General features: G+C 73.4%; 21 protein-coding genes and 1 pseudogene. 9 read left to right on the top strand and 13 right to left on the bottom strand.

Going from position 1 to position 23,035, the window contains the following annotated elements:
• Nucleotides 1–50: 50 nt before the first annotated feature.
• Nucleotides 51–1,124, bottom strand: a pseudogene (locus ACIRVF_RS20620) (4Fe-4S dicluster domain-containing protein); the annotation flags it as partial.
• A gap of 710 nt (nucleotides 1,125–1,834) precedes the next feature.
• Here ACIRVF_RS20620 and ACIRVF_RS20615 point away from each other — a divergent pair.
• Together ACIRVF_RS20615 and ACIRVF_RS20610 are read left to right on the top strand one after the other, a co-directional pair.
• Nucleotides 1,835–2,719, top strand: coding sequence for a 1-phosphofructokinase family hexose kinase (locus ACIRVF_RS20615; protein WP_402819501.1), 885 nt, complete (start codon nucleotides 1,835–1,837; stop codon nucleotides 2,717–2,719).
• A gap of 476 nt (nucleotides 2,720–3,195) precedes the next feature.
• Nucleotides 3,196–4,182 (top strand): Acg family FMN-binding oxidoreductase, encoded by a 987-nt coding sequence (locus tag ACIRVF_RS20610; RefSeq protein WP_402819498.1) that lies wholly within the window; start codon nucleotides 3,196–3,198, stop codon nucleotides 4,180–4,182.
• 158 nt (nucleotides 4,183–4,340) lie between these two features.
• On the opposite strand, the gene ACIRVF_RS20605 is transcribed toward ACIRVF_RS20610, so the two are convergent.
• The 6 genes from ACIRVF_RS20605 to ACIRVF_RS20580 form a co-directional block, all read right to left on the bottom strand.
• Nucleotides 4,341–5,609 carry an NAD(P)/FAD-dependent oxidoreductase gene (locus ACIRVF_RS20605; RefSeq protein ID WP_402819495.1) on the bottom strand — a complete coding sequence of 423 codons (1,269 nt, stop codon included), beginning with the start codon at nucleotides 5,607–5,609 and terminating at the stop codon, nucleotides 4,341–4,343.
• Entirely contained in the window at nucleotides 5,606–6,328 is a 723-nt protein-coding gene (locus ACIRVF_RS20600; RefSeq protein ID WP_402819492.1) for a helix-turn-helix domain-containing protein, read from the bottom strand. The genes ACIRVF_RS20605 and ACIRVF_RS20600 overlap by 4 nt, the downstream gene beginning before the upstream one ends.
• Nucleotides 6,329–6,343: 15 nt before the next feature.
• Entirely contained in the window at nucleotides 6,344–7,207 is an 864-nt protein-coding gene (locus tag ACIRVF_RS20595; protein ID WP_402819489.1) for a universal stress protein, read from the bottom strand.
• A gap of 536 nt (nucleotides 7,208–7,743) precedes the next feature.
• Entirely contained in the window at nucleotides 7,744–8,412 is a 669-nt protein-coding gene (locus ACIRVF_RS20590) for a helix-turn-helix domain-containing protein (protein WP_402819487.1), read from the bottom strand.
• Nucleotides 8,413–8,491: 79 nt separating this feature from the next.
• Nucleotides 8,492–9,205: a dsRBD fold-containing protein gene (locus ACIRVF_RS20585; protein ID WP_402819484.1), complete on the bottom strand. Its 714-nt coding sequence runs from the start codon at nucleotides 9,203–9,205 to the stop codon at nucleotides 8,492–8,494.
• Nucleotides 9,192–10,919 (bottom strand): SulP family inorganic anion transporter, encoded by a 1,728-nt coding sequence (locus ACIRVF_RS20580; protein ID WP_402819481.1) that lies wholly within the window; start codon nucleotides 10,917–10,919, stop codon nucleotides 9,192–9,194. Before ACIRVF_RS20580 ends, ACIRVF_RS20585 begins: the two co-directional genes overlap by 14 nt.
• A 404-nt stretch (nucleotides 10,920–11,323) precedes the next feature.
• Between ACIRVF_RS20580 and ACIRVF_RS20575 the strand changes: the two genes are divergently transcribed.
• Nucleotides 11,324–11,551 carry a BON domain-containing protein gene (locus ACIRVF_RS20575; RefSeq protein WP_402819478.1) on the top strand — a complete coding sequence of 76 codons (228 nt, stop codon included), beginning with the start codon at nucleotides 11,324–11,326 and terminating at the stop codon, nucleotides 11,549–11,551.
• Between the two features lie 452 nt (nucleotides 11,552–12,003).
• Here the strand turns inward: ACIRVF_RS20575 and ACIRVF_RS20570 are convergent, their stop codons facing one another.
• The gene (locus ACIRVF_RS20570) at nucleotides 12,004–12,816 is read right to left on the bottom strand and encodes a class I SAM-dependent methyltransferase (RefSeq protein ID WP_402819475.1); all 813 of its coding nucleotides are present in this window, start codon (nucleotides 12,814–12,816) and stop codon (nucleotides 12,004–12,006) included.
• 221 nt (nucleotides 12,817–13,037) lie between these two features.
• On the opposite strand from ACIRVF_RS20570, the gene ACIRVF_RS20565 reads away from it, so the two are divergent.
• Nucleotides 13,038–13,547, top strand: coding sequence for a DinB family protein (locus ACIRVF_RS20565; protein ID WP_402819472.1), 510 nt, complete (start codon nucleotides 13,038–13,040; stop codon nucleotides 13,545–13,547).
• Nucleotides 13,548–13,568: 21 nt separating this feature from the next.
• Here the strand turns inward: ACIRVF_RS20565 and ACIRVF_RS20560 are convergent, their stop codons facing one another.
• Nucleotides 13,569–14,057: a hypothetical protein gene (locus tag ACIRVF_RS20560; RefSeq protein WP_402819469.1), complete on the bottom strand. Its 489-nt coding sequence runs from the start codon at nucleotides 14,055–14,057 to the stop codon at nucleotides 13,569–13,571.
• A gap of 239 nt (nucleotides 14,058–14,296) precedes the next feature.
• The gene (locus tag ACIRVF_RS20555) at nucleotides 14,297–15,982 is read right to left on the bottom strand and encodes a CehA/McbA family metallohydrolase (protein ID WP_402819466.1); all 1,686 of its coding nucleotides are present in this window, start codon (nucleotides 15,980–15,982) and stop codon (nucleotides 14,297–14,299) included.
• Nucleotides 15,983–16,462: 480 nt separating this feature from the next.
• On the opposite strand from ACIRVF_RS20555, the gene ACIRVF_RS20550 reads away from it, so the two are divergent.
• Nucleotides 16,463–17,173, top strand: a complete 711-nt coding sequence (locus ACIRVF_RS20550) for a polysaccharide deacetylase family protein (RefSeq protein ID WP_402819463.1) — start codon at nucleotides 16,463–16,465, stop codon at nucleotides 17,171–17,173.
• A 39-nt stretch (nucleotides 17,174–17,212) separates the two neighbouring features.
• On the opposite strand, the gene ACIRVF_RS20545 is transcribed toward ACIRVF_RS20550, so the two are convergent.
• The 3 genes from ACIRVF_RS20545 to ACIRVF_RS20535 all read right to left on the bottom strand — a co-directional run bounded on the left by ACIRVF_RS20545 (nucleotide 17,213) and on the right by ACIRVF_RS20535 (nucleotide 18,806).
• Entirely contained in the window at nucleotides 17,213–17,596 is a 384-nt protein-coding gene (locus ACIRVF_RS20545; protein WP_402819460.1) for a barstar family protein, read from the bottom strand.
• Between the two features lie 132 nt (nucleotides 17,597–17,728).
• Nucleotides 17,729–18,385 carry a 4'-phosphopantetheinyl transferase gene (locus ACIRVF_RS20540; RefSeq protein ID WP_402819457.1) on the bottom strand — a complete coding sequence of 219 codons (657 nt, stop codon included), beginning with the start codon at nucleotides 18,383–18,385 and terminating at the stop codon, nucleotides 17,729–17,731.
• A 202-nt stretch (nucleotides 18,386–18,587) separates the two neighbouring features.
• Entirely contained in the window at nucleotides 18,588–18,806 is a 219-nt protein-coding gene (locus ACIRVF_RS20535; RefSeq protein ID WP_402819454.1) for a hypothetical protein, read from the bottom strand.
• Between the two features lie 281 nt (nucleotides 18,807–19,087).
• Between ACIRVF_RS20535 and ACIRVF_RS20530 the strand changes: the two genes are divergently transcribed.
• From ACIRVF_RS20530 to ACIRVF_RS20515, 4 genes are all read left to right on the top strand, one after another.
• A complete protein-coding gene (locus tag ACIRVF_RS20530) occupies nucleotides 19,088–19,573 on the top strand; it encodes a cysteine/serine endopeptidase inhibitor (RefSeq protein ID WP_402819451.1) in 486 nt (161 codons plus the stop codon).
• Between the two features lie 159 nt (nucleotides 19,574–19,732).
• Entirely contained in the window at nucleotides 19,733–20,230 is a 498-nt protein-coding gene (locus tag ACIRVF_RS20525; RefSeq protein WP_402819448.1) for a flavoprotein, read from the top strand.
• 87 nt (nucleotides 20,231–20,317) lie between these two features.
• Nucleotides 20,318–21,727 (top strand): NAD(P)/FAD-dependent oxidoreductase, encoded by a 1,410-nt coding sequence (locus ACIRVF_RS20520; protein WP_402819445.1) that lies wholly within the window; start codon nucleotides 20,318–20,320, stop codon nucleotides 21,725–21,727.
• Nucleotides 21,728–21,860: 133 nt separating this feature from the next.
• A complete protein-coding gene (locus ACIRVF_RS20515; RefSeq protein ID WP_402819443.1) occupies nucleotides 21,861–22,739 on the top strand; it encodes a DUF6528 family protein in 879 nt (292 codons plus the stop codon).
• Nucleotides 22,740–23,035 lie beyond the last annotated feature (296 nt).

Genomic DNA, 23,035 nt, shown 5'->3' with positions numbered 1-23,035 from the left:
CAGTCGTGCAGAGCGGCGGCCTCCTCGGTGATGTCGATGGCGACCGGTCACCACACGATGCAGCGGCCGCAGCCGACGCACCCGGAGGAGCCGAACTGGTCGTACCAGGTGCCGAGTTTGTGGGTGAGCCACTGCCGGTAGCGGCTGCGCGCCGAAGGGCGGACCGGTCCACCGTGCAGCTGGGAGAAGTCCAGGTCGAAGCAGACGTCCCAGACCCGCCAGCGCTCGGCGTGGTCCCCGGTCAGGTCGGTGACGTCCTCGGTGGTGGTGCAGTAGCAGGTGGGGCACACCATGGTGCAGTTGCCGCAGGTCAGGCAGCGGGAGGCGACGTCGTCCCAGCGGGGTGCGTCCAGCGTCCCGGCCATCAGCCGGCGCAGGTCGGTGTCGGGCATGGTGCGGCCCATCCGGTCCGCGGCGGAGGCGACAGCCCGGCGCGCGGTCTCGCAGACGGCTTCGGAGGCCGCGCCGCTGGGAAGTTCGGCGAGGATGTCGGCGCCCTCCGGGCTGCCGCTGCGGATCCAGAACCGGTGACCGTCGGCGTCGACCAGCTCGGTCAGTGCCAGGTCGTACCCGGGGCCGGCCGCCGGCCCGGTACCCATCGAGGCGCAGAAGCAGGTGGCGCCGGGTTCGGTGCACTCGACCGCCACCAGGAACGCCCCGGACCGGCGCCCCTGGTACACCGGGTCACGGTGCCGCCCGCCGGTCAGCACCCGGTCCTGAACGGCGATGGCCCGCAGATCGCACGGGCGGACCCCGAGGAAAGCGAAGCGCGGCGGCGGGGTGTCGTCCTCCTCGATCACCAGCTGTCCGTCGCTGCGCTCGGCCCGCCACTGGCGTACCCGGGCGGGGTGCAGGAACGTCTTCCACGACTGCGGACCGGCCGCATGGGCGAAGGCCGCGCCGTCCTCCCGCTCGCGCAGCCGATAGTGCCCGGCTTCGAGCTCGACGCCCCACCCGTAGGGCAGCTGGTCGGCGGACTCCAACTCGGCCAGCACGATCGCGCCGTCCCGTACGGTCGGGCCGACCACCGTGAACCCGCGCGCCCGCAGCAGACCGACCAGGGTGGCCAGGCCGTCCTTGCCGATCACGGCGCCTTCGGCCGCGGGAGTCGTCGCCGTACTCACAGCACCACACCTCCGTCACCGATCAGGGACGGACGGCCCACGTTGCCGGAGCGGGTGTCGACCCACACCATCCTGCCGCACCTCCTCGCCCGACCGGACACGTCCGGCACTCCGCCCACACCGCAGGCCCATCTGTCACCCACGTCCCATAAGAGCAGGATTTCCGCCCCGACACGGCGCCGACAGGGCCGGTCGGGGCATCGGTGGCGGGTCTTTCGACCACCTTCACCGTCAGCCGCGCTCACCACGCACGAGGACCACCGGACGGGGCGCGTGCCGGACGCAGCGCCGGCGGTCCACCGTGTACGGCCTTGCCGGAGCCGGTGCTCGCGATGCGTTCCCTCCTCGGTTCGGCGGCTCGTGGGACGGGGCTGCGGAGGGCGACGGCGGCCATGTCTGTCGTGGCCGTCGCCGGGATGGTGGTCGGCCGCGTCCGCACGAACTCGTCGAGCGGAAGGTCGGCGTGGTCGGAGGCGAGCCGGGCGAGGGCCTGGAGACCGGTGTCGACGGAATGGTGCGGGTCTGCTCGGCCACAGTCACGTTCTGTTTCACGGCGGCGAAGCTCGTCGCCGACGGGATCGCACTCCGGATCGCGCGATCCCGGCTCGCACACCAGTATGGACAGCATGTCCGGCCCGAGCACCACACCCCCGGTCCTCACCCTCACGATGAACCCTACGGTCGACGTCTGCTGCGATGTCGACCACCTGGTGGACATCGGCAAGACCCGCGCGCGGGTCAGGTACGTGGCCGCCGGCGGCGGAGGGATCAACGTCGCCCGCGGCGTGGCGCGGTTCGGGGGACGGGCGACCGCCGTCCACACCGCCGGCCAGGAGATCGGCCAACGCCTGAACCGGCTGCTGGACGAGGAGGGCATCGACCACGTCCCCCTTGAGATCGCGGGTGAAACCCGCGAAGCGTTCGTACTGTTCGAAACCGAGTCGCACCGCAGCTATCACATCGTGCCGCGCGGCCCGCGACTCGACGACGACGAGGGGCGGCGCTGTCTGGACCTGATCGAGCAAGCAGCCGGTGCTCACCCGTACGTCGTGGCCAGCGGCAGCCTGCCCGAGGGTCTGCTCGACGATTTCTACACAGCCGTCGCCCCCCGGATCAGGGGAACCGGGTCCAGGCTGCTGCTGGACACCTCAGGACCGGCTCTGCCCGAATCACTGCACGAGGCCGTGTACCTGCGCAGATGCAACCGCAGCGAAGCCGGCTACCTCGTCGGCCGGGCCGTGCAGAGCTTCGACGACGCTCGCGCCGTCAACGAGCAGCTGCTCGCCGCCGGAGCAACCGAGGTCGCCATCACCACCCTCGGGGAACTCGGCGCGCTGTGCTCGACCGGTCAGGGGCACATGGAACTGCATGCGCCGCCACTACCCGGAGAGCCCCTCAGCGACGCCGGCGCCGGGGACGGCATGATCGCCGCAATCGTCACCCGGCTGGCCGCAGGCGACGACCCGGTCGACGCCTGCGCGCTCGGGGTGGCCGCAGCTGCCGCATCGATGCTCACCCCCGGCACCGAACCGTTCGATCGGGAGGTAGCCGAGTCCCTCTGTACCGCCGTTCGGATCAACCGGCTCGCACGCTGAAGACCCCCTGCCTGCCAGGACCCGTTCCGAGCAGGGCGAGGTGGTCGAGGCTCGACCGGCGGTCGGTCAGCGGACGGAGCTGACCCTGGAGGAGCTGGCCCGCGTAGTGGGCGCCGTCCGACCCGGGCGCCCACCACAACCGGGAGACGAACCGACCAGCGGCCAGCGCCGGTTCGCCACGTGCTGGGCCGCAGAGGCGGCGGCCGGTGGGGCTGGCTGGTTTGCGGGCAACCCCAGGGGGCGGGGTGCCTGCGAGGTGTGGGCGGTGGCGGCCGGACTCGCTCGGCGAGGCTGCGGGCGATACCTGCCCGGCCACTTCATCGCGAGCCAGCCCCGCAAGGTCGCCGGGTCATCGGCGCCACATCAGGCCGCTCGGCCGGTGAGACCAGGGCCGTTGGGCCCTCGCCGGACACCCCCGGCGCGGCGGACCATCGAATCACCGGCGCTCCCCGCCGGCAGCAGGGAGTGAACCCGCCATGACCACTCAAACCGCCCTCACCGCTGCCGAGCTGCGTCTGCTCGCCGAAGCCGGCGGCCTGGCCCCGTCGCTGCACAACAGCCAGCCCTGGCACTTCCGCCCCACCCCCGACCGCAGCGGCCTGGAAGTCCACGCCGACCCGGCCCGGGCTGTCCCGGTCACCGACCCGGACGGCAGGGCGATGCACATCTCGATCGGTGCCGCCGTTTTCAACCTGCGGGTGGCCGCCGCCCGCCTGGGCCGCGAGGCCTCCCTCAGGTTGCTGCCCGAGGGCGAGGGCGCGCAACCGTGCGCCGTGCTCGATCTCTCCGCGCGGGCCCGCTCATCGCGGCCCTTCGGCGCCGACCTCTACCCGGCCATCGCGGGGCGCCACTCCAGCCGCCACCCGTTCGCCAATCGGGACGTCCCCGAAGCGCTCGTCGCCGACCTCATCACAGCCGCCCGGGACGAAGGCGTCACCCTCACCATGCTGGAGGAGCACGGCGTACGCCGGGTGCTCGCCCTCACCTCCGAGGCCGAGGCCCGGATCGCCGCCGACGCCACCCGCGAGGCCGAGACTCACTCCTGGCTGCGCCTCGAACCCTCCTTCGACGGCATCCCGCTCGCCGCCCTCGGCTCGCACGACCGCGACGCCCGTCTCCCGATGCGCGGCTTCACCGGCCATCCGCCGCGCCACGCAACCCCAGCCGCACGCTTCGAGGCCCTGCCCCAACTCGCCGTCCTCAGCACTGACTTCGACAAGCAGGCGGACTGGCTGCGCACCGGTCAGGCGTTGGAACGGGCCTGGCTGCTCGCCACCGTCCACGGCCTGCGCGCCTCCGTGCTGCACCAGGCCATCGAGATCCCCGACACCCGCTGGCGCCTGCGCGACCCGGCCGAGGGCCCCGCCCACGTCCAGCTGGTGCTGCGCCTCGGCTACGGCCCGCCCGGCGTCGCCAGCCCGCGCTGGCCGTTGACGGAGGTCCTGGACCTGCCGGAGGGGTAGCGCAGAAACGACCCCTCGCGACCACCGGGGTCGCCGAAGCCCGATCGCCGCAGTCGCCCCCGAGCCGAGCAGACTTCCCGGCACACCGCGGTCATCTCGGCTTCTTTGCGGGGTGGGTGGGCACGGGTGTGAGCCGGGGCGGGCGGAGTCGACGCAGGTCAGCTCGCCAGCACGCGCGACATGCCCTTGAGGGCGAGCTCCATGGCCTGCCAGGGACGGCCGCCGTGGAACGGGCGGCCCGCTCGGAACTGGACAGGGAGGTAGACGCCCAGAGCCTTCTTGCCGAGGCGCCACAGCGGGGACGTGCCGACCCGGTAGGCGCCGTCGGCGTCGGCCGCGACGCGTACGGGTGGAGCCGGAATGCCGGTTTCCTCCAGCGGCACCTGGGCGAAGGTCGCCTTGTCGAGCATCTCCGTCACGCACATGCTGATCGGCTCGAACGGCCGCGGGCGCTCCAGGAGTCCGGGCTCGATGACGGTGCAGAGGTGCTGGGCGACGGCGTCCGCCTGGAGGAAGGCGAGGAAGGCCTGCTTCATCGGGAAGTCGCCCGCGTCGCCCGGGGCGTAGATCTGCGGGTGCCCGCGCACCTGCCGGGTGTCCGGGTGGGTGTGCAGGAACCCTCGATCGTCGTGCGGCAGTTCGCGGTAGTCGACGGCGGAGGCGTACGGCGGGAAGGTGACGAGCAGATCGAAGGGGCGGACGGCGCCGTCGGCGTAGCGGACTTCCTCGTGGAAGACCTTCTTCACCACGGCCGAGGTGTGCCCCTCGATGCCCCGGGCCGCGAACTCCCGCTCCACCACCTGGTGCAGCCTCGGCCCGAAGGCCTGGATGTAGCCGGCCTCAAAGGTGGTCCATGTCAGGTGGACGAGCGGGCGGAGATTCGCCCGGCGCAGCCAGGTGTCCAGCATGAACGCGATCTCGTACAGCGGCCCGGCGCACTCGTTGTTCGGCGGGACGAGGAACAGCACACGCTGGTGCCGGCCGGTCCGGGCTGCGTCTTTGAGCTCCTGGAAGCAACGCCCGAGCGAGCGCATCTGCCGGGGCGTCCAGATCGTCTGGGCGTGTTCGGCGAGGCCGGGCACTTCCTGAGGGCGCATCGCGGCGCCGGTGGCGAGGACCAGGAAGTCGCCGCGCAGCCGGGTGCCGTCGACGAGTTCGACCGCGAGTGCGTCGGGTTCGACCTCGGTCACCGTGCTCTGGTGGAAGGAGATGTGGCGGCGGAACAGCGGGTTGGGAAGCGGGATGTGGAGGGGGGCTTCGGCGCCGCCGAACGGCAGGTAGATCGTGTTGGGCTTGAACAGGAAGTCCTCCCGGTCGGCGGCGAGCGAGAGCTGGACGCGGTCGCCGAGCAGGTAGCGTAGGCCGAAGGCCGTCTCCAGGCCGGCGAAGCCGCCGCCGACCACGATGACGTGCGGTTTCGCGTTCATCGCAGTGGTTCCTCTCCCACTGCGGAGTCGATGATCGGGGGACCCTCGGGGTGGATGGTCCGGCCGCTGATCCCGGTGGGCCGGATGCGCATCCAGGTGTCCCGGGTACCGCCCGCCCAGGGGCCGGGGTCGGCGTGTTCGCGGAGCCAGCGCACCGCGTCCTCGTCGGAGACGACCGAGACGGTGCCGTTCACCAGCACGCTCCAGCCGGTGGCGAACACCTCGTCCAACCGGTCCACCTCGAAGGCGACTTCGCTGTCCGCGGCGCGGGCGAGGGTGCCGTCGGCGTCGGTGCGGTAGAGGATGGTGGCGTCCAGCACCCGGTAGTTGACGGGCAGCGCCACCAGCCCGCGGGGTGCCGTCAGGATCACCCGGCCGACACCTCCGGGGTTGAGCTTGGCCCAGCAGGCCGTCGGGTCCAACTCCTCGGTCCGCACCTGGACGTTGGCGCAGGCCCGGCCGGGAGGTACGTCGCGTCCGGCGCCGAGCAGGTCGGTGATTGTGGTGTCGAGTGCGTCGGCGAGTCGGGTGAGGATGGTGATGTCGACCGGGACGGGGTGCGTCTCCAGGTACGTGACGAATCCCGGGTCCAGGCCGCCGCGTTCCGCCACCATCTCGCGGGTGAGCCCGAGTTGGGTGCGGCGGTGGGCGACCCGGCGGCCGAGGTCGCCGGGGCCGGCCGGGCGGGGGGCCGCCCGGCGTTCGTTCGTGGTCTTCACGTCGACCTCCGCGGGTCAGGCCTGGTTGCCGTTCGGGACGATCACCAGCGGGACGCTGCAGCGGTGCACCAGGGCGCGCCCGGTGGAGCCGAACAGCAGGCCACGGAAGCCACCGAGGCCCCTGCTGCCGATGACCAGGCACCGGGCGCGGGTCGCGACGGCGGCCAGCATGGGGGCGGGGGAGCCGGTGAGCACCTCGCGCCGGACGCGGATGTCCGGGTACTTCTCCTGCCAGCCGGCCAGGGACTCGGACAGGTCCACCAGGGATTCCTCCACCAGGTCCGGCTGGGTGACCTCGGCGGGGCGCCGGACCTCCACGGCCAGCACGTCGGCTCCGACGAGCGAGGCATCCTCGAAGGCGAAGCCGATCGCGGTCCGCGAGGCATCGGAGCCGTCCACCCCGACCACGACCGGTCCAGAGCCGGAAATGTCGTCGGGCGGCTCGGGGACGAGGGCGATCGGGCAGCTCAGGTGGCCGACCAGGGACGCGCCCTTGGAGCCGATCGGCAGCGCGGAGTGGGGCTCGGTGAGCCTGCGGATGCCGAGGACGAGCTGTGCGGCCTCGTCGGCCGCCTCGCGCAGCACCCGGACCGGCCGGCCCTCAACCAGCCTGGGCGTGATCTCCAGATCGGGGTGCCGCTCGGTGGCCAGCAGTCGTGCCGTGTCGAGCAGCGCGTCGCCGGCGGCCCGGAGACCGATCACGAAGCGGTGGTCCGTTTCGGCTTCCGGTCCGCCGGTGGGCCACTCCTGCGCGTGCAGCAGGCGCAGCGGGAGGCCGCGCCCGGCGGCCTCGTCCGACGCCCAGCGCACGGCCCAGTGGCTCGCCTCGGAACGGTCGACGCCCACGATCACGGGGCGGCGGGTTTCGAAGCTGTTCATCGCAGACTCCTTCCTCGGCCCCGGCCGGCGCCGTCACCGGCTCTGTGCGGAGCCCTGACCACCCTCATCGTCGGCCGCGGTCGTGTGGCACGAGCAGGGCCGGACGGGCCGAGGCCACGGGCCAGTAGGCCCCAGGGCCCGTCTTCGAATCCCCGCCTGTGAGGCGGCAGCACGCCACCGGGGCTGCTGCGGAGGGAAGCCCCGGGCGGCGTCGCGTGCTCAGCGCGGCCAGTCGTGATCACGGGCGAACGGCAGAGCCGCCCAGCGGCGGCCGAGGCCCCTGGTGTCCCGGCAGTGAAGACGGCCAGCACGATCAGCAGCAGCGCGAAGATCACGTGGTAGTGGACGACCGGGTTTCGGCGGCTGCGGGTGGGAAAGCACCGCTTGGCGAAACCTTTCGCCGTCATGGCCACCGACCTCGCCGTCGTCCACCGCCTGGCCCGCCCGACGCCGGCCGAGGAGGACCTGCTGACCACCACCGCCCGGCCGATCGTCCTGCTCGCCTCCCGCCACGGGAACGGGCTGGCGGCCGGCGTTCAGATGGTCCGGCCGGTGATGGTGGTGGGTGCGATCCCGATCCACACGTCGCGTTCGCCTCCGGCCCACGGGTCCGGGTCTCCCTGGCGCATCAGCTGTTCGACGGCCGCCTGGTCGTCGACGCGGACCGCCAGGCCCGAGACCATGACGCTCCAACCGCTGCGCTGCGCCTCGTCGATGTGGTCCACTTCGAAGGCGACCCGATGGCCGGCGGCGCTCGCGGGGATGCTCCCGACGCCGGTGCGGTAGACCACGGCGCCGTCGTGGATACGGTAGTTGACCGGGAGTATGACGGGGCCGGTGTCGGTGGACAGGGCCACCCGGCCGATCCCGCCGGGTGTGAGTCTGGACCAGCATTCCTCTTCCGGGAGCTCCTCCAGGGCGGGATGGGCCGCCGTGAGGGCCCGGCCGGGTGGTGTGTGCCGTCCGCCGCCGAGCAGTTCCTGGGCGGATGTGCCGAGTGCGGCGGCCAGCCGGGTGAGGGTGACGGTGTCGAAGGCTTCGGCCGATGACTCGACGTATTCCACGTAGCCCGGGGCCATGCCGGCCCGGTCGGCCACGTCCTGGCGGCTGAGGCCGAGCAGTTGTCTGCGCCGGGCCACGCGGCGGCCGATGTCTTCGGGGCAGGTCGGTCGGGGCTGGGCGGTCTCTGCACCCGCGTACTTCATAAACACGATGTCCTCCGCGAGGTCGGGCGTCGCTGTGGTGAGCGAACGGACCGCTGTCGATGGGCCGGCGTCCTAGCGGTCAGCTGTACAGCGGCGGTTCGTTGGCGGCGGCGTCGGTCCTGCCGGCGCGGAGCAGCTGGTTGCCGATGTCGATCAGGGCGCGCGCGGCGGCGTACTCGTCGCCGATCTCCGGTGCCGGGGGGTCGTTTGGATTGCGGTGGGCGATGGTACGGCTCTCCAGGCGGTTGTCGCCTGTGCCGAGGACGGCGTGCACCTTGGTGACGTCGCCCTCCTCGAAGAGGTCCACACGCAGAATCCACTGCTTGGTGCGGAGCTGCTGGGCTGTCGTGTTCGCCTTCATGTCCAGACCCGTCCTTTCAGGGGGTTGACCTGGATCTCTGATGCTGTTGGGCCTGCTCGTCGTCCAAGCCCTCCGCGTCGCCATCGAGGTTCTCCGCCTCGACATGCTCGGGAACAGCTGCCCGGTGATGCCGTCCTTGGCCCACTCCAGGTCCATCGGGCAGCCGTAGCGCTCCTCGACGGCCACCGCCCATCGGGCGAGGGCGCGGATGTTGCCCCGGCCGAGCACCGGGCGGACCCGTTCGGTCTCGTCGGTGTCCACGGTCGTGGTCGAGCCGTCCTCGCCGTACCCGGCCCACGGCGTCCACCTCCTTGAAGCGTCGGCACCTCCAGCCTGGGGCGTCGGCGATGCCCGCGGGTGGGCCGGTCGGCCCTGACCGGCCGAGGCGAACGGGCACCGATCAGCGGATCCCGGTCCGCTATCGGTCGTCACCGCCGTGTGTCGCGCGCCAGGCCTGGTAGGCCTCCAGGGCGGTGGGCAGGGTGGGGAAGATCCGCTCCCGGCCGATGGACCTGGTGAGGCCGTAGGCGTCCAGGTCGTCGAGCAGGTCCTGCTTGACGCGCGCCAGGCCGAAGACGATGCCGCGTGCGGTCAGTTCGCGGCGCAGGGCCTCCACGGCGTCCAGCGCGGTGATGTCGACCTCCACATTGGCTTCGGTGTTGAGGACGAACCACCGGACCGGCGTCCGCTCGTCGGCGACGGCGGCCAGGGCCCGCGTGCGGAAGTCCTCCGCGTTGGCGAAGAACAGCGGGGAGTCGTAGCGGTACACCACCAGCCCGGGGATGGTGCGGGCCTGGGGATAGTCCTCGATGTCGTGCATGCCGGCCAGGCCGGGGACGAGGCCCTCGACGGCGTCGTGTGGCCGGGCCACCCGGCTCAGCAGCTCGGCCACCGACAGGCCCACGGCCACCAGGACGCCGTACAGGATGTCCAGGGCGAGGACGCCGATCAGACAGCCGATCGCCAGCAGCAGCTCCCGGCGTCGGAATCCGGCCAGCCTGCGGAAGCCCGGCAGATCGATCAGCTGGACGGCGGCGTAGACGACCAGCGCACCGAGCACGGCCGAGGGCAGGTGTTTCAGCAACGGGCCGACGAAGAGGAGCACCGCGACGACGCACGCGCCAGCGACGAGGGCGTACGCCTGGGTGCATCCGCCCGTCAACCGGGCGAGTGCGGTGCGGCTGGCGCTGCTGCTCACCGGGAGGCCGGAGAAGAAGCCGGCACCGAGGTTCGCCGCGCCCAACGCGAGCAGTTCCTGTTCGGCGTCGAGCCGTCCGCCGCGCTCGCCGGCCGCTGCGAAGGCGCGTGCGGTGAGGATCAGGTCGGTGTAGCCGACCAGGAGGACTCCGACGGCGGGCAGCACCAGTCGGTCCAGCTCGTCCAGGTCAGGCCGGGAGAACCGGGGCAGCCCGCCGGGGATCGATCCGACCGTGTGGATGCCGTGCTGCTCCAGGCCGAACCCGGCCACCACCGCCGTGCCGAGCACCACGGTCAGCAGAGGGCCCGGCGCGCGAGGGAACAGACGGGCCGAGGAGAACAGGAAGACCAGAGCGGCACCGCCGAGGACGACGGTGGCGGCATTCGCCTCGGACAGGTGTTCCGCGAAGGACCGCAGCTGTGGAAAGAAGCGCGTGCCCGCCACCGGAACGCCGGTGAGCGTCGACAACTGATCCGCCAGCATGAGCAGGGCGACCCCGGCCAGATAGCCGATCAGGACGGGCTTCGACAGCAGGTCGGCGACGAAGCCGAACCGGGCCACCCAGGCCACCAGGCACAGCACCCCGACCACGGCGGCCAGCGTCGCGGCGAGGACGGCGTACCGACCGGCGTCCCCGTCCGCGAGCGGACCGACCACGGTGGCGGTCATCAGCGCGGTCGTCGTCTCGGGCCCGACCGACAGCAGCCGGGACGAGCCGAGAACGGCGTACACCGCGATCGCCGGCAGGATCGCCCACAGGCCCGCGACCGGCGGCAGGCCGGCGACGGTGGCGTACGCCATGACCTGTGGCACCAGGTAGGCGGCGACGGTTGAACCGGCGGTCAGGTCGCCGCGCAGCCAGTCACGTCGGTAACCCCTGAGCACGGCGAGCCCGGGCATGAAGCGATGGCGCTCGTGTCGCCCGAGGACCTCGGCGTGCCGCGCCATGGATCTCCTTCCACCGGGAGGCCTCAGCATGCCGTCCGTGGGTGCCCGGCCGTGCGATGCATGCCCGGCGTGTCCGGGCGGGCGCTCGGAGGTCCGGTAACGGGGCTGGTCATGCCGGCTCGATGCTGTGGCTCAGGCCTTGCCAGGAGACTTCGACCGAATCACCGCCACCGGGCACGACGCGTCCCGCAGCAGGGTGTGGCTGACGGATCCGACGGCAGTCCGTGGCAGCCGCCACTGCCCCGCGACCCGACCACCGCGAGGTCGGGCCGGATCCCGCAGGATCCGGCCCGGCCCTGCTGGTGACTTTCAGATGGTCTCGCGGTGGGCGAAGACCACGTCCGGGGTCATCACGCCGCGGACGGCGCGGTGCTGCACCCATCCGCGACGAGATCGACCACGACGTGCTCGGCCAGACCCTCTGGCTCACCCCCGGCGACGTCCTGGTCGGCGTTCACGAGGGCGTCGTCACGCTCAGGGGCCGCCTGCCGCGTCGCAGCCTGATCCCGATCACCGAGCAGCTCTGCCGCGCCGTGGACGGCGTGGTCGCGGTGCACGCCACCCTCGACTGGACCGAGGACGACACCGACCCGCACCTGGAACACCCCCGCGCCTACCGCGCCGCTTCCTAGGAGGCCGCCGTGACCGGCACACCGAGCACCGTCGCCGACGTCATGTTTCCGATCGGCGCGACCTTGGCACTCTGTCCAGAGGTCGGTCGAGGTCCAGGAGAACCACAAGGGTCTCGAACCGCTTCGGCGGGCGATGATCGCGGCCTCGCCGATCCTGCAGTCGGTCACCAGGTCCGACTTGAGGTTCCCGCGCAGCCAGGGTTGCTCCGGACACGTTGTGATGAGACCGGAGTGGGAGATTTGGGGACGTGCCGGGGACCACGCGTCGGTCACCATGGTCTCGGAGGCGTCTCTCAGTGAACGAACAGCGCGGGCTGTCCACCGTCTGACGTGCTGCAATGGGTATCCCCGGGCGACTGGGGGTCAAGGGGCGTGGGTCAGTGAAGTGCCTGGTTCGGTGTGGGCCTGTCCCAGGTGATTGCGGACAGGCCCGGTGGCGGAATGTGGCCGGGTCAGGCTCGGGTGGCGGTGACGAGGTGGTAGTCGAGGAGGCCGTGGCGCCAGGCGTGGAGGAAGTTGCGGGTCCAGTGGTCGGCGGGGACGGTGTCGGCGAGGTAGCGGTCCAGGCCTGGCCAGACGTCGGGGCCGATGGACTCGGTGGCGACCTCGGTGAAGCCGGTGCCGCCGAGAGCGGCGGTGAAGTCGTCGAGGTGGTGGGCGATGTCCAGGCCGTCGGCGAAGCTGGCGAGCAGGATCTTGAGGCGTTCGGTGATCTCGTCCCCGGGGGCGGCGAAGAAGGTGGCGACCACCAGCCTGCCGCCCGGGCGCAGGATGCGGGCCGACTCGCGGACGAAGCCGGTGAGTTCGCGGAAGTGCTGGGCGGCCTCGACCGAGTAGACGCCGTCCAGGGAGGCGTCGGCGAAGGGGAGTTCGTCCGCCGATCCGATGGTGTAGCCGAGCCGGTCCGGATAGGTGGCCATGGCACGCGCGTTGACGGCGCGGGCGCGCTCGACCTGGTCCGGATGGATGTCCACGCCGGTCACCGAGGCGAAGCGGAACTCCCGCAGCGCCAGGGCCGCGCCCAGCCCGCGCCCGCAGCCGACCTCGGCCAGCCGCAGCCGCTCACGCGGCTCCGGGAAGGCACGCAGCACCCGCCGGTACAGCTGTTCCTGGCTGCGCACCCGGTCCTCGGGGGTGGGAGCGGCGAGGTCGATGCCCTGCCAGTCACCGAAGTTGATGAACCCGCCCGCGAACGAGGGGGCGGTACTGAGGTCGTCGGCGCCGTACGTCCGGCGTACCGTCGGGGGGATGTGGTTGTGGTCCATGGGTCGTCGGGTCTCCTGCTCGGTGGGCGCCCGGCGGTCGGGCGCGCCGAGGTACGTACCCAAACCGGTGGCGGTCCGAACACGGTAAGTGACGGGGGCGCGTTCGGGGTTGACGGCCGGTGCGGGTCAGCCGCGCCGGGGCCCGGAAAGGCGCTGTCGGGCCGGGCCCGGCGTTCGCTACAGTCCGCCGGGAACTGCCGATCACGAGGAGGAACGACCCCATGAGCACCGACAGCCGACCCGTGCCGTCGCTGACCGGAGGCGAGCGCGAGATGCTGCGCGGCTTCCTGGACTTCCACCGGGCGACCCTCGCCATGAAGTGCGAGGGCCTGACCGACGAACAGCTGCGGGAACGCTCCAGCCCGCCGTCCACGCTGAGCCTGCTCGGGCTCGTCCGGCACATGGCCGAGGTGGAGCGCACCTGGTTCCGCCGGGTGATCGACGGGCAGGACATCCCGCTGGTCTGGTCCGAGGACGGCGACTACCAGGCGGCCTACGACCCGACCGGGGCCACCCGCGCCGAGGCCTTCGCCGCCTGGCAGACCGAGGTCGAGCACTCCCGCCGCATCGAACTCGCCGCCCCCTCGCTCGACGTCACCGGCTATCAGCCCCGCTGGGAGGCCGAGGTGTCGCTGCGGCTGGTGATGCTCCACCTGATCCACGAGTACGCCCGGCACAACGGCCACGCCGACTTCCTGCGCGAGGCCATCGACGGCGTCGTCGGGGCGTAGGCCGCGCCCGCCCGCGGGGGGTCACCAGCCGAGGAGGTGGGTGCGGGTGGTGAGGGCGGTGAGGATGGACTTGGTGGTGGTGTCGGGGGTGAGGGGGGTGGTGTCGAGTTCGTGGGGGGTGGTGGGGGCCTCGGTGGTGAGGACGACGTAGTGGAGGGCGGCGCCGGTGGTGCGGCTCTCGCGGCGGAAGGTGTCCAGGGAGACCGGGGTCTCGGGGCACTCGACGACGACCTGGTAGCCGCCGGTGGCGTAGGCGAAGGCGGCCTGGGCCGTGGCGGCCAGGGCGGTGGCGTTCTGGCGGGCGGCCTCGGGGAGGTGCGGCGGCAGCTGGCCGTTGCGGATGACCTGGAGGAAGTCGTCCGTCCGCAGGTGGACGCTCGGGCGCAGCTCCTGGGCGAGCAGCCCCGCGACCGGGCTGTTCCCGGCGCCGGAGGGGTCGACGAGGACCAGGACGCCCCCGGCCCCCCGGCCGCCCCCGAGCTCCGGCCCACCTACGGTCGTACGGTTCACAGCTGCTGATCCCTTCGCGGGCCGGGGACGGACGGGGTCGGTCGGTTCGGTCGGGTAGCCGGGGCGAGGCGGTGGGAGTGCGAAGGAGCCGGTCGGCCCGGATGCGGACAGCCGACCGCCTCGTCCCTACGACTGATGCGTTTCGGGAATCAACCTAGTCCAAACGGGTGCCCCGAGTCGTCCCCCCTCCCTGTCCGCGGCAGGTCCGCGGACGGGTCGCGGGCGGGTCGGGGGTGGCCTCAGCGGTCCTCGGTGCGCAGCACGATCGGGTTGGTGAGGGCCGCCATCGGGCCCCAGGGGAGTTCCCCACCCATCGAGTTGCCCCTGCCCGGCGTGCCGTCGGCCCTCGGGTGACGGACCTCGGCGCGGACGTACGCGGCGAGCGAGGCGGTGGTGCGCCACACCACGGTGCCGGTGCCGCCGGCGGGCAGCGACTCCTGGTGCATCTGCCCCTCGTCGGTGATCAGGCGGACGGTGCCGCCGGGCACCCCGGAGACGCTGAGCCGGACGTCCACCGGGGCGTCGGCCGGGACGGTCAGCTCCTCGCCGATGCCGGCCTGACGGCCGTGCCCGGTGGCGGTGAGGTCGAGCGCGACGGCGGCGGACTCGGCCAGCCAGCTGCGCCCGGCGCGCAGCCCGTCGAGGACCGCGTCCCGGGTGAGGTCCTCGGCCAGGACGACGTTGTGCGGCAGGCCGATGACCTGCGGGTCGCTGTGGGCGTCGCTGTTGCCCATGGCGGGCAGCCAGGAGCGGCCGCCGTTCCCACCACCGCCGTTCCCACCACCGCCGTTCCCGCCGCCACCGCGCAGGGCGACGGCGAGTCCGGCGTCCCAGGTGTCGACGGCCGACTCGTCGTCGTACGTCCAGGGCCCGTTCCACACCTCGACGGCGTCGGCCTGCTCGTAGCCGAACTTCCACTGGCAGGCGACGTACGGGCAGTACGGGTGCGCGGGCACGACCAGGCCGCCGTCACGGTGGACCTGGCGGACGAAGCGCGGGTACTCCTCGTCGCGGGAGCGGTAGCGCCAGTCGACGAACCGGCCGGGCTCCAGGCCCAGGGCCAGCCAGTGGCCGTTGCGGGTGGTGACCTCCTCGCCGGTGACGATCAGCAGGTCGGGGCCGGCCAGCGGGCCCCAGACGGCGTGCGAGGAGCTGGTGTTGTGGTCGGTCGAGACGATGAAGTCCAGGCCGGCCGCGCGGGCTCCGGCGGCCACCTCCTCGGGCAGGCGACGCCCGTCGGAGTGCACGGTGTGCAGGTGGCAGTCGCCCCGGTACCAGGCCCGGCCGCGGCCGCGGGCCCGCTCCGGCGGGTAGCGCGGGGTGAACTCCGGCCCCGGCTCGCCGAACCGGAGGGTGACCTGGACGTGGTAGTCCAGGCCCTGCGGGGCGATCTGGTAGGGGCCCAGCACGATGTGCCAGGTGCCGGGGTTGATGGGGCCGGGGAGGTAGCCGGGCGTGGCGGCGCCCCGGGAGAGGGCGAACTCGGTGCGGAAGCCGCCGGACCAGCCGCGGAAGCCGTCCCCGCCGAGGCCGGTGCCGCGCTCGTCGAAGATGCCGATGTCGCAGGAGTTTCCGGGGGTGCCGGCGGGGACCTGCGGTTTGTCGTAGCCGTAGGAGACGGCGATCTCGCGGACGCCGTCGGGGACCTCGACCGGGAGGAGGACGAAGTCGGGAGCGCCGGTGGGGAGGTGGCCGGTGAGGGTGAGGGTGCGGTCGCCGTGGGCCGGGGCGTGGGCGGGGGCTGCCGAGGCGGGGCCGGTGGCGGCGGCGAGGCCGAGGGCGGTGGCGGCGCCGGTGGCGAGGCCGGTACGGAGCAGGTCGCGGCGGGCGGGGTGCGGCGGGGCGGTGGGGCGGGCCGGGTCCGGGGAGCGGGCCGGGTCGGCTGGGTTTACCGGGTCTACCGGGTCGACCGGGGAGGTGGGCATCGGGGCCTCCGGGCTGGGGCGGGCGGGTCCGCCGGCTTGCCTACCCCGGGGGATGAACCGGGGGTGAGGCGGGCCCCACCGGGGTGGGGCGGCTCGGTGAAGGTGGCCGGGCGGGAGTGAGGGCAAGTTGCGGGGAGTGACGAATGGTCGGTTCATAGTCATGTAGTCGGGTCGTATGACAAATGGCGATGGGTCGGTCGGGAGGCTGGTGTGGCGCTGAGTCGGCGAACGCTGCTGGCGGCGGTGGTGGCCGGGGGCACGCTGGCGGGGTGTCGGGCGAGGCGGGGCGGGGACGGCGGTGGGGCGGCCTCGCCGCCGCTGTCCGCCGCGGGGGCGGCGCCCGCCTCGGGGCCGGGCACGCCCTCGGGCGGCGGGTCCGCCGGTCCGTCCGCCGGTCCGTCCGCGAGTGCGTCAGCCACTTCGTCGGTCAGTCCGTCGGCCGCTCCGTCGGCGACGGCCTCCGCCGCCGCGCCTTCGGCGGTGCGGGAGCCGAGCCGGGCCGAGACGGTCCAGCGCTACGGGGCGCTGGCGCCGAGCGAGTGGGGGCTGCGGGTCTCCGGGGTGATCACCGAGCTGCCGGAGGGCGAGAGTGCGATGGCGCTGACCTTCGACGCCTGCGGCGGCCCCGGCGGGAACGGCTACGACGCCGACCTGATCGACTTCCTGCGGGAGCGGAAGGTCCCGGCCACGCTGTTCCTGAACGCCCGTTGGATCGACGCCAACCCGGACGTCTTCGAGCAGCTCGCCGCCGACGGGCTGTTCGAGATCGGCAACCACGGCACCGTGCACCGCCCGCTCTCGGTGACCGGCCGTTCGGCGTACGGGATCGCCGGCACCGGCGGGGTCGGCGAGGTGTACGACGAGGTGGTGGGCAACGCCCACAAGCTCACCGGGCTGCTCGGGCACCCGCCGCGGTTCTTCCGTTCCGGAACCGCGCACTACGACGACGTCGCCGCCCGGGTGGTCGCCGACCTGGGCGAACGCGTGGTGGGGTTCACCGTGAACGGGGACGGCGGGGCGACGCTGCCCGCCTCGGAGGTGCGGCAGGAGGTGGCGTCGGCACCGCCCGGCGCGGTCGTGATCGGGCACATGAACCACCCGGGCGGGGGCACCGCCCCCGGGATGGCGGCGGCGGTGCCGGAGCTGCTGGCGGCGGGGCGGCGGTTCGTCCGGCTGTCGGACGTGATGTGAGCCGCCGAGGTGTCAGGCCGGCCGGTGGCCGCCGGGGCGTCAGGCCAGCCGGAGACCGCCCGGGTGGCGCTCCTCGATGACGTCGACCAGCCAGTCGAAGACCGTCGGGCCCTTGCCGGCCCGGGCATCGGCCAGCTCGGCCGCGACCTGCCCGCGGTTGGTGGGGTGGACCCTGGCCAGCCGGCGCTCCAGCTGCCGGACCGTCTCCGGGTAGCCGAGCCGGCGGCGGGACAGCTCGTGGTCGCGCCACTCGATGAGGTAGTCGCCGTCGTCGGGCGTGCCGTAGCCGCCGCCCAGGCAGTCGGCGAACGCGTCCAGGTTGCGGCCGAAGTAGCCGTCCACGCCCATCGTCCGCCCGACCACGTCCCAGAAGTCCTCCAGGGTGTCGATCTCGTCGCCGTCGATCACATAGGTCACCGTCACGCGGTCGAGGATATGCCCGGTCGGCGAACGGCCGGGTGATGGAGGGTCACGGTTGCGGCCACGCCTCCCGGTGAGCGGCTACGGCTCCCCGACTCACGGCCGCGGCGACGGGGCCCCGACCAACGGCCGCGGCTACGGCTCGACGGCGATCGCGGTGGCGAGCAGCCCGTCGCGCACCGCCCAGCGGCCGTCGAAGCCGTCGAGCCGACGCCCGCCGACCACCGGGCCGGGGACCAGCAGACGGGCGGAGAAGGTGCCGTCGGGGGAGAAGTCGAGTTCGGCCTCGTGGAAGTCCAGCCACAGCTCGGTCAGCGGGAACCAGGCCTTGTAGACCGACTCCTTGGCGCTGAACAGGATGCGGTCCCACGGCGTGCCCGGGTCCGCGGTGGCGAGCGTGGCCAGCCGCTGCTGCTCGACGGGCAGCGCGACGGCGTCCAGGACGCCGTCCGGGAGCGGCAGCGCGGGTTCGGCGTCGATGCCGACCGAGGCCAGGGGGGCGCCGGTGCGGGCGACGGCGGCCGCGCGGAAACCGTCGCAGTGGGTGAGGCTGCCGATCACGCCCTCCGGCCAGCTCGGCGCCCCGCGCAGGCCGGGGACGAGCGGGCGGTACGGGACGCCGAGGCGGGCCAGGGCGGTGCGGGCGCAGTGCCGGACGGTGGTGAACTCGCGGCGGCGCTTGTCCACGGCGCGGGCGATCACCTCCTCCTCGGCGGGCTCCAGCCGCGCCTCGGGCGGGTCGTCGTAGGCCACTTCGGTCACCACGACGTCCGGCAGCAGGTCCCCGATCACGCGTTCCCCCTCGGTCGGCAGCGCGGGCGGCGCGCCGCGCGGGTCGAGCGTAACCCGGGTGGGCGGTGGCGGTCCGTGATCTTCGGGAATCGGCGGGACCGGCCGCTGTGCGGGCGTGGCCGCGGGGTCGGTCGGTGGACGGTCGGTCGGTGGACGGTCGGTCGGTGGACGGTCCGTCGGTGGTCGGCCGGGCCGGGCGGCGCTACTGGCCGAGCAGGCGGGCGAAGTCCATGCCGAGGCCGCCGAGGACCGGGAGCGCGCCGAGGTCGGTGATGCCGCCGACCGGGATGCTGTAGCCCTGGTTCACCACGCGCGGGGCCGCCGCTGCCGCCGGGTGCGCGGCGGCCGGGGAGGCGGTGAGGACCGGGGCCAGGGCGGTGCCGAGGAGCAGGGCGGCGGCGAGTGCGGTGCGCATGCGCATGGGTGGGCCTCCGGGGCGAGGGGCTGGTGACGACCCCTCAACACTCCGCGTGGCGGTGCGGTCACGCATCTTCGCCCCTTCGGCCGCATTGGTAAAGATCCTTGCCTTGTGTTCATGGCGACACCATGGAGGTCTGGACCATGCCGAGGTTGAGCGCATACGTTCCCATCACCGGGCGGGCATCGGGCATCTGGCCGCCGAACTGCTGGGCAGAAGCGGCCAGTTAGGCCTGTCATGCTCATGACTTCGACCCGGGACCGTCGAACCGGAGGGAACGAACCATGCGCGCCATCGGCAAGAACCTCAGGATCCTCGCAGGCGCCCCGCTCGCGGCCGCCGCCCTCGTCGCCCTGGCCGCCGGCTCCGCCGGCGCCGCGATACCGGTCAACAAGCCCATGGCCGGGAAGGCCACCTACTACAACGACGCCGGGTACGGCGCCTGTGGGACCCGGATCAACGCCTCCAGCCAGATGCTGGTCGCCGTCTCGCACACCTGGTGGACCTCCGCCAACCCCAACAACGACCCGCTCTGCCAGGGCATTTCGGTCAAGGTCACGTACCAGGGCAAGACCGTCACCGTACCGGTGCAGGACCAGTGCCCGTCCTGCGACTCCACCCACATCGACCTCAGCCAGCCCGCCTTCGCCAAGCTGGCCCCGCTGGGCACGGGTGTGATCAACGGCCTCACCTGGCAGTTCGTCAGGAGCGGGGCGAACGGCAGGACCGTCGCGCTGTCCGAGCCGGTCACCGGCTCGACCATCGGCTGACGCTCCCGGCAGCCACCGTGCCCGCCCCCGGTCGTCCGTGGGGGCGGGCACCGTGGCGTTCGCGGTGCGGCCGGGGTGACGGCTCGACGCGCGGGGGCGGTCGGCACACTGGGTGGACGGGCGGGTGTTCTGCCCGGTGGTGAGAGGGGTGTTCGGGAGATGGCCGAGGCGGGGAAGCCGGTGCTGTACGTCGTGGTGTGTGCGGCGGGGGTCGCCGGCGGGGTGGGGGAGTTGATCTCGGCGGCGCAGGGGCGGGGCTGGGAGGTGGGGGTGGTGGCGACGCCGCTCGCCACCGGGTTCATCGACGTCGCGGCGGTCGAGGAGCAGACGGGGTACCCGATCCGCTCGGCCTGGCGGAAGCCCGGGGAACCCCGGCCGTTGCCGGATCCGGACGCGCTCGTGGTGGCTCCGGCGACGTTCAACACGATCAACAAGTGGGCCGCCGGGATCTCGGACACCCTCGCGCTCGGGATCCTCTGCGAGTCGTACGGGTGGGGGATTCCGGTGGCGGTCCAGCCGTGCCTCAGCGCGGCCCAGGCCGCGCACCCGGCGTACGGGGAGAGCCTGACCAGGCTGCGGGGCATGGGCGTGCGGGTCGCGGAGTCCGTGCCGGGGGCGTACAGCTGGACGCGGGTGCTGGAGCTGCTCGGGGACTGACAGGGTGGCTGCTCCGGGGGCCGGATCCTGCCAGGGTGGGGGTGGTTCGCCGTGATCGGCCCGGGATAGCGTCCGGGCAGGTCGGCGATGGCGTGGGAGGTTCCGGTGGCGGCGGTCAACGGTGGGGTGTCGTTCTGGTACACGGTGGGAGGGGTGCCGCGGCCGGGGCCCGCGTTGCCGGGGGACGCCGATGTGGACGTGTGCGTCGTCGGGGGCGGATACACCGGACTCTGGACCGCCTACTACCTGAAGAAGGCCGAACCCTCCCTGCGGGTGGCCCTGTTGGAGCGCCGCTTCTGCGGGTACGGCGCCTCGGGGCGCAACGGCGGGTGGCTGTACAACGGCTTCGCGGGGCGGGGCGCCTTCGCGCGGAAGTACGGGCGCGGACGCGCCGCCGCGATGCAGCGGGTGATGGACGGGGCCGTCGGGGAGGTGGTCGACACGGCGGCCGCCGAGGGGATCGAGGCGGACGTCGTCCGCGGCGGCGTGCTCGAAGTCGCCCGCAGCAGGCCTCAGTTGGAACGGCTCAAGGCGTACGTGGCGGCCGAGCGCGGCTACGGCGACGGGCGGGTGGAGGAACTCGGGGCGCAGGAGACCGCGGAGCGGATCGCGGTCGCCGGCGCGGTGGGCGGGGCCTGGTCCCCGCACGGTGCCAGGATCCAGCCGGCGAAGCTCGTCCGGGGGCTGGCCCGGGTGGTGCGGGGCCTGGGGGTCGAGGTGTACGAGGGCACGCCCGTCGGCGCGATCCTCCCCGGTGACGCCCATCGCCGCCCCCGGGCCGTCACCCCGTACGGGACCGTCACCGCCGACCGTGTCCTGCGCGCCACCGAGGGGTTCACCGCCGGGCTGCCCGGCGAGCGCCGCACCTGGCTGCCGATGAACTCCGCGATGGTCGCCACCGAGCCGCTGCCCGCCGAGTTCTGGGCGGGGGCCGGCTGGCAGGGCCGGGAGGGGCTCGGGGACTTCGCGCACGCCTACATGTACGCCCAGCGCACGGCCGACGACCGGATCGCGCTCGGCGGGCGGGGCGTGCCGTACCGCTTCGGCTCGCGCACCGACTCGGACGGGAGCACCCAGGTGGAGACCGTGCTCCAGCTGCGGCGGATCCTCGACAGGTTCTTCCCCGCGGCCGCGCACGCCCGGATCGACCACGCCTGGGCCGGGGTGCTGGGCGTGCCCCGGGACTGGTGCGCGACGGTCGAGCTGGACCGGGTGAGCGGGCTCGGTTGGGCGGGCGGGTACGTCGGCAGCGGGGTGACCACCGCGAACCTGGCCGGCCGTACCCTGCGCGACCTGGTGCTCGGGCGGGACACCGAGCTGACCGCGCTGCCCTGGGTGGGGCACACGGTGCGGCGCTGGGAGCCGGAGCCGCTGCGCTGGCTGGGGGTGCGGGCGATGTACGCCGCGTACCACGCCGCCGACCGGCAGGAGGCGGCCGGGCGGGCCGGGACCTCGCCGATCGCCCGGGTGGCGGACCTGGTCTCCGGGCGGCACTGATCCGGCGGCACCCGGCGGTACCGGTCCGGCGGCGCCGGGCGACGGCGCCGGGCGGCGGACCGGCCCCGCCGTTCCGGGCGCCGTTCGGCCGAGCCGTGCTGCGGGGCGGTCGGGAAGCGGAGAGCGTGGGGTCGTGCTGAGGAGAACGCTGTCCGCGCTGGGCCTGGCCCTGCTGCTCTGCGCGCCCGCCGGCCGGACGGAGGCCGGGGTGCCGGCGTGGCGGGTCGTGGTCGCGGACCAGGCCTCCCGCCGGGTGCTGGTGCTGCTGGGCGCCCAGGATCTGACGGACAGTCAGTCAGTGGACCGGCTTCCGGTGGTGTGGTCCTGGACCGCGGACCTGGCGCCGGACGTCGCCGACCTCTCGCCGGCCCGCAGTTGGTCGAATCCGGCCGAGGCGAAGAGCCGGATCCTGCGGGGCCGGCGCTACCTGCTCACCGCGGCGGCCGGCGGTCTCGTCGCCGTGGTCGACACCGCCACCGGTCGCACCCGCTGGGCGGCGGACGTCGGCCCGAGCGACAACGCGCACAGCATCGAGCTGCTCCCGGACGGCAACGTGGCCGTGGTGGCGAGCCGCGGCTGGGTGCGGCTGTACGCGGCCTCGCAGGGACCGCGTGCCACGGCCTACAGCGAGTTCGGGCTGCCCGGTGCGCACGGGGTGGCCCGGGACGACCGGTCCGGTCTGCTCTGGGCGCTCGGGGCCGGCGCGCTGGTCGCGCTGCGGGTGGGCGGCACCCCGGCCGCACCGACGCTGACCGCCGTGCGCACCGTGCCGCTGCCGGACCCGGGCGGGCACGACCTCGCGCCGGTGCGGTCCGCGCCCGGCCGGTTCTGGCTGAGCACCCTGCGCGGCCTGTGGCAGTACGACCCGGCCGCCGACCGCTTCACGCCCGTCCACCTGGCCGATCCCGCGGCGGAGCGGGACGTCAAGAGCGTCGGCGACGAGCCCGGTACCGGCCGGCTGCTCACGGTGGCACCGATCACACGGCGCCGTGCGACTGGTGCACCTCGGTGATCCGGCTGCACCGGCCCGAGGGCGTGTGGACGCTGCGCGGCATCCACCTGTACAAGGCGCGGTGGTGGGAGGCCGTTAGCAGATTTGCGACGGACCGTAGTTGATCTTGCTCGGCGAGTCGGCGATGCCACCCGTTCTGCTTACCGCGTTCGGCTGACGGAGCATATTGTGTACCCCCGCAAACTACTCCGATGGAAGTCAGTTTCCCGTCACCGTCCGAAAACCTTCTGCGGACCCGCGTCGACTGGGATAGCGTCGATGGCGTCGGGGGGCCGACACCGGATGACGGTGTATTC

Source organism: Kitasatospora sp. NPDC101157 (assembly GCF_044768255.1).
Lineage (GTDB): Bacteria > Actinomycetota > Actinomycetes > Streptomycetales > Streptomycetaceae > Kitasatospora.
The sequence above is the reverse complement of the archived record's forward strand: the minus strand, read 5'-3'. Positions and strand labels throughout refer to the sequence as shown.

Coding starts and splice junctions, on each gene's coding strand:
- ACIRVF_RS20570 (WP_402819475.1), bottom strand. CDS start 12,816: ATGGACCACAACCACATCCCCCCGACGGTACGCCGGACGTACGGCGCC.
- ACIRVF_RS20535 (WP_402819454.1), bottom strand. CDS start 18,806: ATGCGCATGCGCACCGCACTCGCCGCCGCCCTGCTCCTCGGCACCGCC.
- ACIRVF_RS20565 (WP_402819472.1), top strand. CDS start 13,038: ATGAGCACCGACAGCCGACCCGTGCCGTCGCTGACCGGAGGCGAGCGC.
- ACIRVF_RS20525 (WP_402819448.1), top strand. CDS start 19,733: ATGGCCGAGGCGGGGAAGCCGGTGCTGTACGTCGTGGTGTGTGCGGCG.
- ACIRVF_RS20610 (WP_402819498.1), top strand. CDS start 3,196: ATGACCACTCAAACCGCCCTCACCGCTGCCGAGCTGCGTCTGCTCGCC.
- ACIRVF_RS20590 (WP_402819487.1), bottom strand. CDS start 8,412: ATGAAGTACGCGGGTGCAGAGACCGCCCAGCCCCGACCGACCTGCCCC.
- ACIRVF_RS20605 (WP_402819495.1), bottom strand. CDS start 5,609: ATGAACGCGAAACCGCACGTCATCGTGGTCGGCGGCGGCTTCGCCGGC.
- ACIRVF_RS20530 (WP_402819451.1), top strand. CDS start 19,088: ATGCGCGCCATCGGCAAGAACCTCAGGATCCTCGCAGGCGCCCCGCTC.
- ACIRVF_RS20595 (WP_402819489.1), bottom strand. CDS start 7,207: ATGAACAGCTTCGAAACCCGCCGCCCCGTGATCGTGGGCGTCGACCGT.
- ACIRVF_RS20580 (WP_402819481.1), bottom strand. CDS start 10,919: ATGGCGCGGCACGCCGAGGTCCTCGGGCGACACGAGCGCCATCGCTTC.
- ACIRVF_RS20520 (WP_402819445.1), top strand. CDS start 20,318: ATGGCGTGGGAGGTTCCGGTGGCGGCGGTCAACGGTGGGGTGTCGTTC.
- ACIRVF_RS20555 (WP_402819466.1), bottom strand. CDS start 15,982: ATGCCCACCTCCCCGGTCGACCCGGTAGACCCGGTAAACCCAGCCGAC.